The organism is Streptococcus sanguinis (genome assembly GCF_026781265.1).
Lineage (GTDB): Bacteria > Bacillota > Bacilli > Lactobacillales > Streptococcaceae > Streptococcus > Streptococcus sanguinis_T.
Genome location: NZ_JAKUVC010000002.1, coordinates 610,507 through 623,256 on the forward strand (window position 1 = coordinate 610,507; position 12,750 = coordinate 623,256).

At 44.2% G+C, this 12,750-nt stretch carries 14 protein-coding genes; 3 read left to right on the forward strand and 11 right to left on the reverse strand.

The genetic code is table 11. The features are described from left to right. Positions 1–1,785 (reverse strand): DNA primase, encoded by a 1,785-nt coding sequence (gene dnaG, locus MK370_RS03565; protein WP_326845070.1) that lies wholly within the window; start codon positions 1,783–1,785, stop codon positions 1–3. 154 nt (positions 1,786–1,939) lie between these two features. Between dnaG and mscL the strand changes: the two genes are divergently transcribed. Beyond that, positions 1,940–2,323, forward strand: a complete 384-nt coding sequence (gene mscL / locus MK370_RS03570; protein WP_268684185.1) for a large conductance mechanosensitive channel protein MscL — start codon at positions 1,940–1,942, stop codon at positions 2,321–2,323. Positions 2,324–2,436: 113 nt separating this feature from the next. On the opposite strand, the gene rpsU is transcribed toward mscL, so the two are convergent. The 6 genes from rpsU to MK370_RS03600 form a co-directional block, all read right to left on the reverse strand. Next, entirely contained in the window at positions 2,437–2,613 is a 177-nt protein-coding gene (rpsU, locus tag MK370_RS03575; protein WP_000048054.1) for a 30S ribosomal protein S21, read from the reverse strand. 145 nt (positions 2,614–2,758) lie between these two features. Then, positions 2,759–3,442: a DUF4956 domain-containing protein gene (locus MK370_RS03580; RefSeq protein WP_268684186.1), complete on the reverse strand. Its 684-nt coding sequence runs from the start codon at positions 3,440–3,442 to the stop codon at positions 2,759–2,761. Positions 3,443–3,453: 11 nt separating this feature from the next. Next, positions 3,454–4,185, reverse strand: coding sequence for a polyphosphate polymerase domain-containing protein (locus tag MK370_RS03585; protein ID WP_268684187.1), 732 nt, complete (start codon positions 4,183–4,185; stop codon positions 3,454–3,456). A gap of 378 nt (positions 4,186–4,563) precedes the next feature. Next, on the reverse strand, positions 4,564–6,033 hold the full coding sequence (locus tag MK370_RS03590) for a M56 family metallopeptidase (RefSeq protein ID WP_268684188.1): 1,470 nt from the start codon (positions 6,031–6,033) through the stop codon (positions 4,564–4,566). A 15-nt stretch (positions 6,034–6,048) separates the two neighbouring features. Further along, positions 6,049–6,426: a BlaI/MecI/CopY family transcriptional regulator gene (locus MK370_RS03595; RefSeq protein WP_268684465.1), complete on the reverse strand. Its 378-nt coding sequence runs from the start codon at positions 6,424–6,426 to the stop codon at positions 6,049–6,051. A gap of 111 nt (positions 6,427–6,537) precedes the next feature. Next, the gene (locus MK370_RS03600; RefSeq protein WP_268684189.1) at positions 6,538–6,894 is read right to left on the reverse strand and encodes a DUF1304 domain-containing protein; all 357 of its coding nucleotides are present in this window, start codon (positions 6,892–6,894) and stop codon (positions 6,538–6,540) included. 188 nt (positions 6,895–7,082) lie between these two features. Between MK370_RS03600 and MK370_RS03605 the strand changes: the two genes are divergently transcribed. Both MK370_RS03605 and MK370_RS03610 read left to right on the forward strand, forming a co-directional pair. Continuing rightward, the gene (locus MK370_RS03605; protein WP_268684190.1) at positions 7,083–8,399 is read left to right on the forward strand and encodes an FAD-containing oxidoreductase; all 1,317 of its coding nucleotides are present in this window, start codon (positions 7,083–7,085) and stop codon (positions 8,397–8,399) included. A 111-nt stretch (positions 8,400–8,510) separates the two neighbouring features. Beyond that, positions 8,511–9,479, forward strand: a complete 969-nt coding sequence (locus tag MK370_RS03610; protein WP_268684191.1) for an NAD(P)/FAD-dependent oxidoreductase — start codon at positions 8,511–8,513, stop codon at positions 9,477–9,479. Between the two features lie 33 nt (positions 9,480–9,512). Here MK370_RS03610 and whiA read toward each other — a convergent pair whose 3' ends face one another. The 4 genes from whiA to MK370_RS03630 are packed head-to-tail and all read right to left on the reverse strand — an operon-like array spanning position 9,513 to position 12,721. Further along, entirely contained in the window at positions 9,513–10,424 is a 912-nt protein-coding gene (gene whiA, locus MK370_RS03615; protein WP_268684192.1) for a DNA-binding protein WhiA, read from the reverse strand. Beyond that, a complete protein-coding gene (locus MK370_RS03620; RefSeq protein ID WP_268684193.1) occupies positions 10,421–11,398 on the reverse strand; it encodes a YvcK family protein in 978 nt (325 codons plus the stop codon). The genes whiA and MK370_RS03620 overlap by 4 nt, the downstream gene beginning before the upstream one ends. Beyond that, positions 11,395–12,285 carry an RNase adapter RapZ gene (gene rapZ, locus MK370_RS03625; RefSeq protein WP_268684194.1) on the reverse strand — a complete coding sequence of 297 codons (891 nt, stop codon included), beginning with the start codon at positions 12,283–12,285 and terminating at the stop codon, positions 11,395–11,397. The genes MK370_RS03620 and rapZ overlap by 4 nt, the downstream gene beginning before the upstream one ends. A gap of 55 nt (positions 12,286–12,340) precedes the next feature. Further along, entirely contained in the window at positions 12,341–12,721 is a 381-nt protein-coding gene (locus MK370_RS03630) for a RidA family protein (protein ID WP_002929929.1), read from the reverse strand. Between the last annotated feature and the right edge of the window lie 29 nt (positions 12,722–12,750).

Consider the following 12,750-nt stretch of genomic DNA (forward strand, 5'->3'; position numbering starts at 1 on the left):
CTACTCCATTCTTCTTTTTTGCTCAATCAAGCGCTCCAACTCGGACAGGGCTGTATCCGTATCTCCGCTGTGAGAGGCTTCTCGAATCTTCTTACTAATAAACTGATTATGCTTGCGCAAAATCTCCCGTTCTCTGGTTTCTTCCACTTCTTTCAACTCATCTTCCAAAACCTCATCAGGCAAGTCTTCTTCTAAAACCCGATACCAAGCCTGTTGGACATTGTCCGACAGCTGAGACAAATCCTGCGGTGTCACCTCACCATTTGCCAGCAAAATCTCATACAAGGCTTGCAAGTCCTCCGAGTCAAAGACAAAGTCTTCTCTAAGCCTGTATTGGTTCAAAATCAAAGGATGATGCATCATGCGGTGGAAGATATGATTTTCCGCCCTCGTCAGCTGACTCAGCCGGTTCGAAGGCGAAAACTGCATGACGACTGTTTGAGACTGCTGAGTGGGCGCCTCCTGACTGCGACTAGAGCGCTCAGCCAGCCGGCTGTTATTTACCGTCTGCTCCACCTGCTGATAGTCAAAGTCCGGCAGCAACTCAGCCAGCATGTATATATAGGAGTTCTGCGCTGTGATGGACTTGGTTTTCGCAATAATCGGTGCCATCTTCTCTACAAACTCAATCTGAGCCTGCAGATTTTCAATATTATCTGGTTTCAGATGATGCAGCAGAAACTCCACATTACTTATTCGCGTTTTACTCAGCAAATGCTGCAAGTCTTCCTCAGAATTTTTAGCGAGAAATTCATCGGGGTCCAAATTATCCGGAATCCGAACAATTTCCACCGTCATATCTCTCAGCTCATCCAAAGCCTTTGCAGTCGCTGCCTGTCCTGCCCTATCTCCATCGTAAGACAGGATAATCTTCTTGCAATACTTACTCAGATGCTGGACATGCTCAGGTGTCAGAGCTGTTCCCATAGAGGCAACCGCATTTTCAATCCCAGCCCGATAAGCCGCAATCACATCCATGAAGCCTTCCATTAGATAAACCTCATGGCTCTTCTTGATAACCGGCTTGGCCTTATCCAGATGATAGAGCTCGTAGCTTTTATTGAAAATAGCGGTGCTGCGACTGTTTTTATACTTGGCCTGATGCCCGTCTGAAGCCGCTGCTTGCCAAATCCGTCCGGAAAAAGCCACAACCTGCCCACTGTCATTGGTCAGGGGAAACATAATCCGATTCTGAAAGGCATCATAGACCAGATTATTCTCCGCCAGATTGAAGAGGCCCGAGTTCATGATGGTATTCTCATCAAATTTGCCAGCCATACTCTTATGAAGATAATTCCCCTCATTAGGAGCCAGCCCGATTTGAAAATGCTTAAGAACATCATCTGTCAGACCCCGCTGGTAGAGATAAGCCCGCGCTTCCTCTCCCATTTTGGTCGTCATCAGGACCGCATGATAAAACTTGGCTGCCTCGGTATGGATATCGTAGAGAGCCTGATACGGATGGCTTTGTCTCGGTCGGTCATTGCCTGCTGTCTCCAAAGCCAAAGGAATCCCTGCCCGATCTGCTACAATCTGCACAGCATCCATAAAGGAAACGCCTCGATAATCCTCAATGAATTTGAAGACATCGCCCGACTTGCCGCAGCCAAAACAGTGATAGAACTGCTTGTCCTCTACAACGTTAAAAGAGGGCGTCTTTTCACCGTGAAAGGGACAAAGCCCTAGATAATTCCGCCCGGCCTTGGTCAAGGCCACCGTTTCTCCTATGACATCGACGATATTGACGCTGTTTTTAATTTCAGAAATGATTTCTTTATCAATCAAGAGACAATACCTCCAATTTATCATAGAATATCATTCTATATTTTATAACAAAATGAAGCAAATGTAAAATATTTGACAAACAAATATCTTGTAGATGTCATATAAATAAGCTATAATATAATCTCATTAATAAATTCTTGAAAGGAAAGAAAGAATGTTAAAGGATCTTAAAGAATTCTTGCTGCGTGGGAATGTGATTGATTTGGCAGTCGGTGTGATCATCGCCAACGCTTTTGGAGCAATTGTCACTTCATTGATTACTGACGTAATCACTCCTCTCTTCCTCAACCCAATTTTGAAAGCTGCACACTTGAATCAAATTGCTGATCTGAAATGGAACGGGATTGCCTATGGTAACTTCTTGAGCGCTGTAATTAACTTCTTGGTAATCGGTACTGTTCTCTTCTTCATCGTTAAGTCTGCTGAAAAAGCACAAAGCCTTGCTAAGAAGAAGGAAGAAGCTGAAGAAGCGCTAGCTGGACCAACTGAATTGGAAGTCCTACAAGAAATCAAAGCTTTGTTGGCTGAGAAAAAATAAAGAGAATTCACTGATGAAAATCAGTGTTTTTTTCTTGCCTATTGCTCACAATCATCCCCTTCTCTCCAAAGAGTGAAAACAAAAAACAGACCGGAGTCTGCTTTTTTGTTCAATTAGAATTTTTTACGTTTACGAGCTGCTTCTGATTTGCGTTTGCGTTTTACAGAAGGTTTTTCATAGAATTCACGTTTGCGTGTTTCTTGAAGAGTACCAGCTTTAGTAACCGCACGTTTGAAACGACGAAGTGCATCATCAAGTGATTCATTCTTGCGTACTACTGTTTTTGACATTTTTTTCACTCCCTTCAAGTCCAAAATCTATATAATCATACCACATATAGAAAAGAGTGTCAAGTTTTTTCTGTAACTTGGATGTATTTCCACTTCTTTTTAGACTAAGAAGACCAGCTGCATATTGCAGCTGGTCTTTAGTGCTTTATAATGTTTTACGTTTCTTAGCAATTTTGGAAAGTGAAATGTCTTGAACCTTGTTATAACGTATAAACTGCTGAATGAGGTCTCGGTCATTCACATCAGGATTCAAGTCAACAACATAGTCCAGCTTGATAGACTTCTTTTCAGCTGACTTGAGAGAGGTCAACTCAGCTGATTTACAAGCTGTTTCAAAAATAGCATCAAAGAGTACTTCGTAGTCAAAGTCAGCTGGAACTTGAACCTGAACATAACGTCTGGTCTGACTGACTGAAGTAAAGCTCATCTTTTCAAAGAGCATCCAGATGCCTGAAATAGCTAGAGTAAAGACAATTCCCAATGCTACAAATCCCATCCCTGTTGTAATTCCGATAGCCGTCGCCATAAAAATGGCTAAGAGCTCCTTAGAGCCACCTGCAGCCGACCGGAAACGAATCAAGCTGAAAGTCCCTGCTACGGCGACACTGGTACCCAGATTTCCATTAACCAAGAAGATAATAATGGAAATAATAGCTGGCAAAAGAGAGAGGGTGACGACAAATTCCTTAGTATAAATTGTCTGGTGCTTATAGACCTTGGCCAAGATAATTCCTAAAACCACACTAGTTGCTAGTGAAAAAATCAATGCTAAAGGATTAATCTTAATCTCCATAGAGGAGTAAATACTGTTAAATAAATGATTGAGCATAGATTACCCCCTCAGGCCTTGACTGTTTGAGTCAGCCTTTCTTTAGTTTTCAGGTAGGCTTTGCCGTATTTAGAGAAGGACTGGTCTTCTAGTCCATATTTATTGAGAATATCAGCCAGCCACTGAGGATATTGACCAGGAACCTTGATTTCCATAATCACCTTGTCGTCTTCCAGCAAGGGCAGTCCATAGCGGCCTAAAGCCAAGTCTACATCATAATCTCGATAGCGGATGTTGGAATCAACTGTCACACGTACCTTTTTATCTTCCAAGCCTCTCATAGAGTAGCGGTCATAACTAATCACCATTTTTGGCTTCAAGTCTATATAGCGCTCCTGTAACTGTTCTACTTCTGCCTTGACCCGGTCATCAGAAATAGTATGGTCTGCCACACCATTCACGATATAGTTGGCCACAGAGAGAGGATTAGAAACCAAACGGTATTTGAAGCCTACTTCATCGCGTTTCTTCTTGATTTCTAAGAAAACTTGGCTATCATCATTCGGCTGTTCAGCATAAGTACGCATCCGCATCTTTTCGCGACCACCTTTTCTGGCAATGGAATCCTGAATCATCTGGAACTCATCATTATCAAAATATACATTGGAAATGGTTGATGTCGCATAATCATCTGCGGTGAGGTAAGGTCTCATGTCAGCCTCAAGACGAGCTAACATTGCCCGGTCAAGAATATACTTCGTTTCGATCCGTTGGAAGTTTGTTTGGATTTGCTTTTGTTTCATTTGAATTCTCCTTTGATTCTACAAATGTAGTTTTTGCTTTTAAAAGAAATAGAGCTTCCGCTCTGCATCCTACAAGCGTCTGGATAAGATTTGCTTTCTTCTCCTTTCCAAGCAGTATTTTTCAAAAACATTCTACAAAAGTAGTTTATAAATATATTCTACATTTGTCGTTTATAAATGTCAAGAAAAAAGATAAATAATCTTTCAGTTTTTTTAGCATTAGGAAACGAAATGCAAACTGTAAGCAAAATCGACCTAAAATAAAAGATAAACTGATGACTAGCTGCTCTTGGAGGATTGCCAAATCCCCCTTTGAGAAGATAATAAAATTCTACCAGTCTAAGCTTTTAAGAAACTTAAACTGGCAGAATCCTTTATTTAATCGTCATCATGGTCATCATCATCGTCCGAATCATCAGTGTCTGTCGTATGAGAGGAACTGTTCTGAGACGGAGTTTGAACTGTCGCTGTACTAGCTCCATTATTCGCTCCGGTTGAGCCCGCTGCTCCCGTATTCCCTGCGCCTGCAGTAGCGCTGTTGTCAGCTGGAGTTGATGCAGCTGACGAGGATGGGCTGACTTCTTTTTCAACCGTTACAGTCTTTTCGACAATGGTATGCTGCTTGGATTTGACCAGTTTTCCATCCTTAGCATTGACAATGGTTTCATGGGCCGTTTGCCCGTGCGAGAAGCGAATTTTATAGGTGTCTTTCTCACGAGAAATTTGTAAATCTTTAATATCTTTTTCAGAAAGAGACAGCTCTTTTAAGACGGATGCTAGTGCCTGACGCTGACTGAGCCCTTGAAGCTGTTTTTGACCCGCCACAGGTCGGCTTTGTTGAGCTTCTGGGCTTTCTAAGGCAAAGACCGAGCTAGTCAAGAGCAAAAGGAGAGGAACTGCTACTACAAAGGCAGCAGACAGAAACCTCTTAGGCAGGCGGTTATCCATAATACCGACAATCCGCCGCTTGAGATTAAACTTGTCAGAGTAAAAGCAGGTTGTCAGAGCAATTGGGGTCTTCTTACTGCGGTCTATCATGGTCAAAATCGTTTCACCGTAGAAAGTCCGATACTCTGTATCTCTACAGCTCAAAACATCGTAGTCACAGTACATTTCTCCTGCTTCCTGGGTTTCACGGCAGGCAAAGCGGACAACCGGATTAAACCAGTGCAGACTCTTGGCAAAAATCCCTAAGAGATTGATTAAAACATCTCGGTGTTTGTAGTGGGTCAGCTCATGCTTGAAAATCAGCTGCAGCTCTTCCTCCGTGTAGTCAAGTTCTGGAAGCACGATTAAAATATCTCTGAAACCTAGCAGCATAGGACTTTGGGACATAGGATAGTGGAGCAGATGAATCTGGGCCTTAACTCCCATCTCCTGCTGAACAGCCTGTAGCTGAGCCATCGCTTCTTCGTCCTGAAACTCCGTGCCCCAGCGCTTCAGCATCTTTCTGAAGCGAATATAAGAATAAGCGTATCTTCCTATACTAAAGACAAAGCCAATCAGCCAGATGGCAAAGAGAATTTCAATCCAAGGCAGACCGAGAAAAGCCTCCCACAGATTTTGCTGGGCAGCTTTTTCAACTGCTGGAGAAGCGCCCTGAGCACCACCTGTCTGGGTGGCAGTCACTGCTGTCTGAACTACTGATCCTGTATCCAGCCGAATCAGGCCTGAACCAAATTGGGGACGGAACGGAAACAGAAAACTCAGCAATATCAGAAACCAAATAAAATACTTCACTCTGACCGAAATTTTAGTCTTAAAGGCCGTAAAAAGCAGACTAAGCAAAAGCACCAAAATGGATGTTGACAAACTGGTCAGAAGAAAAGAAAGAAGGAATTGTTTCATGCTTATCCCTCCATCCTACTTTCCTTGGTTGAGCAAACTGCGCAGCTCATCCAGTTCATTTTCCGAAAAGGAGTTAGAAGAAAAGAGTGTTTTGACAAACCCGCCCATTGAACGGCCGCTGTGACGCTTCAAGAAATCCGAAGCCTCTACTTCTAGATACTCATCTTCTGAGATCAAGGCTGTATACTGCCTTTCACGCCCCTTGCGGACACTTTCTAAAAAGCCCTTTTCAGTCAAGCGAGCCAAGACTGTCGGCAAAGTCTGGGGCTTCCAGTGATTGTCTGGTCCCAGCTTTTCCATGATACGGGCAGAGGTCGTCGGGGTAGGCAGCTGCCAAATTACTTTTAAAATAGTAAATTCCCCATCTGGCAAACGTTTAATAGATCTTTTCATCATTCCCACGCGCTTTCTAAATAATGCTATTCTATTTTTATTCTACACTTGTCTAACAAAAAAGTCAATCATTATATAAAAAAGAGCGGGAAATCACTTCCTCACTCTATTTTAGAAAAATAAACTAAGTAGGGTCAGCATAGCCAGCCCTCCCTGCTTGAACAAGATTTTAGGGTCACTGGTCACTGCACCGTATGCTGCCACCAAGATGATATAAACCATAAAAATTCCCAGCCAAACCGGACTAGGCTGTACAAAGGCCGCAATCAAGACCAAAACAGCTATCAATCCGTTGTAAACTCCTTGATTTTTGAAAAGTGTATTGACCGACTGCCGCTCCAACTCCTCTTGCGACATGCCGAAAACCCGAGCTGTTGTCGCTGAAGTCGTCGCAATGGTCTCTAAGTACAGGATGTAGAAAAATTCCAAGGCAACCAAGCTTGCCAAAATCAATGTAATAATAGACATTTCGCTCTCCTAAAATAAATAACGAAACTTAGTATAACACAAACTGACTGGAACTGCGAAAATCTTGCTCAAAAAATGGACGGTTTGTATAAAAATCGTGACTAAAAATACTGAAGAAAAAAGCGTAGCAGAAATAAGCAATTTCTGACTAGATGTGATACAATCTTTTTGAAAAATGGAGGTAAATTATGTTAACCTATGATTTAATTGTCATCGGCTTTGGTAAGGCCGGTAAAACATTGGCAGCCAAAATGGCGGCCCAAGGAAAAAAAGTTGCTTTGATTGAGCGAAGCAAGGCTATGTACGGGGGAACCTGTATTAATATCGCCTGCATCCCAACCAAGACCCTGCTTGTCGCAGCTGAAAAAGGCCTGGCTTTCGACCAAGTCATGGCTGAAAAGAACGCTGTAACCAGCCGTCTCAATGGAAAGAACTACGCAACAATCAGTGGCGCTGGTGTCGACATCATCGATGCGGAAGCTCATTTCCTTTCCAATAAAGTCATCGAAATCACAGCTGGCGATGAGAAAGAGGAACTGACTGCTGAAACTATTGTTATCAATACTGGTGCTGTTTCTAATGTCCTGCCGATTCCAGGACTGACCGAGACCGAGCATGTCTATGACTCAACTGGCATCCAAAATCTGAAAGAACTTCCTAAACGCTTGGGAGTTCTGGGTGGCGGTAATATCGGCCTAGAATTTGCTGGACTCTACAATAAATTGGGCAGTCAGGTGACTGTGCTGGATGCTGCTCCTGTCTTTCTCCCTCGAGTAGAGCCTTCTATCGCTGCTCTAGCTAAGCAATACATGGAAGAAGACGGAATCCAGCTCCTGCAAAATGTGCAAACCAAGCAGGTTAAAAATGATGGTGCTGAAGTTGTCGTTGTAACAGAGGATGGAGAATTCCGCTTTGATGCCCTGCTCTATGCTACCGGCCGTAAGTCCAATGTTGAGCCACTGCAGTTGGAAAATACAGATATCGAGCTGACAGAGCGCGGAGCAATCAAGGTCAACAAACACTTGGAAACATCTGTACCCGGCGTTTTTGCAGCGGGCGATGTCAATGGCGGTCTGCAGTTTACTTATATCTCACTGGATGACTTCCGTATCCTTTATAGCTATCTGGCTGGCGACGGCAGCTACACACTGGAAGACCGTAAAAATGTCCCTACCAGCATGTTCATCACACCGCCATTGGCTCAAATCGGATTGACTGAAAAGGAAGCCCAAGATCAAGGACTGCCGATTGCAGTTAAAGAGATTCCAGTCGCAGCAATGCCTCGTGGACATGTCAATGCTGACTTACGCGGTGCCTTCAAGGCTGTTGTCAACACTGAAACCAAGGAAATCGTTGGAGCGACTATCTTCTCAGCAGGAGCTCAGGAAATTATCAATATCCTGACTGTGACCATGGATAATAAGATTCCTTACACCTACTTGAGCAAGCAAATCTTCACCCACCCAACGCTGGCTGAAAATCTCAATGATTTATTTGCTATCTAATTTTAAGCCCCTGATGGGGCTTTTAAGATGTCTTCAAAACATTTGTCTACATTTCAACCCCTTTTTATGATACAATAATGCTAGTTTATTTTAAAAAGATTGAGGAAATTTATGTCTGAACTGTATGATATTACGATTGTCGGCGGCGGTCCAGTTGGCCTATTCGCAGCTTTTTACGCTCATTTGCGCCAAGCCAAGGTTAAAATCATTGATTCCCTGCATCAGCTAGGTGGTCAGCCGGCCATTCTCTATCCAGAGAAGAAGATTCTGGATGTGCCGGGCTTTACCAATCTAAGTGGCGAAGAGTTGACACAGCGTCTGATTGAGCAGTTGGAAACTTTCCAGACTGAGATTTGCCTCAATGAAACGGTTCTGGATATCACTAAATCTGATGATGGCTTCACCATCACGACTTCTCAAGCCCAGCATCAGACCAAAACCATTATCATCGCCATGGGAGGCGGTGCTTTCAAACCAAGGGCTTTGGAGTTAGATGATGCTGAAAGCTACAGCAACCTCCACTATCACGTTTCAAACATCAGCCAGTACGCTGGCAAAAAGGTTGTTGTTCTGGGCGGCGGCGACTCGGCTGTTGACTGGGCGTTAGCTTTTGAAAAAATCGCAGAAACCACCCTGGTTCACCGTCGGGACAACTTCCGAGCTTTAGAGCATAGTGTGGAAGAACTCAAGGCTTCTAGTGTTGAGATTAAGACACCATTTGTACCTAGTCGATTGGTCGGTGAAAATGGCAAGATTACCCACTTGGAAATCAGCCAGGTCAAGGGAGAGGAAAGTCAACTGCTGCCGCTGGATCATCTCTTTATCAACTACGGTTTTAAATCCTCTGTCGGCAATCTCAAAGATTGGGGCTTGGAGCTCAACCGTCACAAGATTTTGGTCAACAGCAAGCAAGAAACTTCCGTGCCAGGCATCTATGCAGCTGGGGACTGCTGCAGCTACGAGGGGAAGATTGACCTGATTGCAACTGGGCTAGGTGAGGCACCTACTGCTGTCAACAATGCCATTAACCATATCTATCCCGAGCAAAAAGTCCAACCCAAACATTCTACAAGCCTATAACAAAACAGCTGCCGAGCTCAAGCTCAGCAGCTGTTATAATTCATCTGCGATTTTATTGATTTTTCTCAAGCGATGATTGACTCCGCTCTTAGTCAGTGGCCGGCTCAGACTATCAGCTAGCTGCTGGATGGAGTAGTCCGGATGTTGGATACGAAGCTGGGCTACCTCCTGCAGGTCTACAGGTAAACTCTCAATGCCAATATTGTCACTGATTTTGGCAATATTGTTGATGGTTTTCATACTGGCTGTGACCGTGCGAGCGATGTTCGCTGTCTCCGCATTATTAGCGCGATTGAGGTCATTGCGCGCTTCCCGCATGAGCTTAAGAGACTCAAACTCAGCCATGGCTTCCATAGCTCCGATGACAATGAGAAAATCCATGATATCCTCAGCTCGCTGCAGATAAGTAACAGCCCCCTTCTTACGCTCGATGGTCTTGGCATCCAGCAGAAAACGGCGCATCAAGGCAGCCAAATCCTCAGCATGATCCAGATAAACGGACAGGATTTCCAGCTGGTACTTGCCTGAGTCAGGCTCCCGCATGCTACCATTTGAGAGAAAGGCTCCCCGTAGGTAGGCTCGGCTGGCCTCATCATCTGACAAAATGGTCTGGTCAATCCCGGCCTCGATACCAAAAAAGGAATCAGCCAAGTGCAGGTCAGAAAGTATTTCTTCTACTTTCTGATCTAGAAATACTGTATAAACTCGATTCTTGCGTAGATTGGTCTTCTGATGGTGACGGATTTCTGACTTGACCTGATAAAGCTCCAACAGCAACTCATAGAGATGGCGGGCAATCTTGGCATTTTCTGTTGTGACAGATAGGGTCAAACCACTGCTGGCCAAGCCCAGACTGCCAGACATCTTGATCATGGCTGACAGCTCATTTTTATCTCTGCTTGCCAGACTCAGCAGTTCTTCTTTTACTTTTACTGTAAAGCTCATTTGCGTACCTGTATAATCTGCATCAATTCGTCAACAACCAACTCACCATCATGGAAAGCTCCGCCATTTTCCAAACGCAGAAAATTCGAAGAAATAACGCGCGGAACCTGCTCTTGCAACCCTTGAAAATCATGCTCCACCTGTACCAGATATTCGTCAAACTGATTACTGTCCATGTACTCGTGAGGAACAGGTTCGATATTAACCAAGACTGTATCTACAAACTTCCTGCCTAGATGGCGGTGTAGGACTTGGACGTGGTCGCTGTCTGAAAAATGCTCTGTTTCACCTCTCTGGGTCATGATATTGCAAACATAGGCCACTTCTGCCTTGGTGTCTAGAAGAGCTTGACCGATTTCCTCGATAACGAGATTAGGCAAGATAGAGGTAAATAGCGAACCTGGTCCCAGAACCACCATATCGCTTTCTAAGATACTTTCAACCACCTTTTTACTAGCAGCAGGCTTCTTGTCATCATAAGTATTGGTCACATAGACCCGCTCAATCATCCCGATCTTGCTGGTCAGATTGCTCTCACCGATAACTTCTGTTCCATCTGTAAACACAGCATGCAGGGTCAGCGGATTGTCGCTGGAAGGGTAGATTTTACCAGTAGTATGGAAAAACTTAGTCAGAAGCTGCATGGCATTATAGGTCGATCCCTGCATTTCGGAAATACCGGCAATAATCAGATTGCCCAAGGGATGTCCCGCTAGAACACCATCTCGCTCAGCAAAGCGATACTGAAAGACCTTCTCATAGAACTTTGGCATGTCGGACATGGCTACTAAGACATTTCGCAAATCACCCGGTGGAGTCAGCTGCTGGATGTTTTTCCGCAGTTCACCAGAACTGCCTCCATCATCTGCTACTGTGACAATGGCTGTAATCTCTACATCCTTTTTACGCAGGCTGTCTAAAATAACTGAAATTCCTGTTCCACCGCCGATGACTGTAATTCGTGGCTTTCTCATGAACGATTCACCGTTTCTTTCCGACGGTTTTTGTCGCGGTGACTGGCATTGACCGGCCAATTTTTAGCCAAATCATCCGCTAAGCGCTGAGCAAAGGCTACACTGCGGTGCTGACCACCCGTACAGCCCACAGCAATGGTCAGGATAGACTTGCCTTCCTTCTGATAGCCCGGCAAAATGGGCTCAATCAAGCCCAGCAGATGCTGGTAAAATTCTTCTGACTCGGCATGGTTCATGACATAATCAAAGACATCCTTGTCCAAGCCAGTTTGATTGCGCAGCTCAGGCTTATAGTAGGGATTAGGCAGAAAACGCACATCAAAGACCAAGTCTGCATCCAAAGGCAGACCATATTTGAAACCAAAACTCATGACCTCAATGCGGAAACTGTGCATCTCGTCCTGATTTGAGAATTGCTCAGAGATGGTCTTTCTGAGCTCCCGTGGTGTCAAATCTGTTGTGTCCACAACATTTTGGCTGAGATTCTTCAGAGGGGCTAAGAGTTCACGCTCCAGTTTAATCCCATCTAAAATCCGCCCATCAGCTGCCAGCGGATGACTGCGCCGAGTTTCCTTATAACGAGCCACTAACTCCTTATCCGCCGCATCTAGGAAAAGAATTTTAAAATCAATGTTCTCGTTTTGTTCTAGATCATCCAAAACGTTCTGGATTTGCAAAAAGAAGGAACGGCTGCGCATATCGACAACCAGAGCCAATTTATCATTGTCCGTGGTCCCTTCAACCAGCTGCAAGAACTTCGGCACCAAAGTTGGTGGTATATTATCAATGGTAAAATAACCTAAGTCTTCAAAGGACTGGATGGCTACGGTTTTCCCCGCCCCGCTCATTCCAGTCACAATGACAAGCTGAATATTCTTCTCAGACATTATAATCCTTTCATCAGATAGAATCCGTCAAAGAGCTGGTTTCCCTGCTCTTTTTTTAGAGAATCTCGGCAATAACCTCGATCTCAATTTTCACATCTTTAGGCAGGCGAGCCACTTCGACTGCAGAGCGAGCTGGAAATGCTTCTGTAAAGGCTGTTTTATAAACTTCATTAAAAGCCACAAAATCATTTATATCGCTCAAGAAGCAAGTAGCCTTGACCACATGGTCAAAGTCTGTTCCAGCGGCTTCCAAAATGGCTGAAACATTTTTCAGTACCTGCTGGGTCTGCTCTTCAATAGTCGCCCCGATGATTTCTCCTGTTTCAGGAGACAGAGGAATTTGCCCGCTCGCAAATAAAAGGTTACCGACAATTTTTCCTTGAACATAAGGTCCAATCGCTGCTGGTGCTTTATCTGTATGAATCGTTTTTGCCATAATTATCACTTCTCCTACTTATTTTTTTC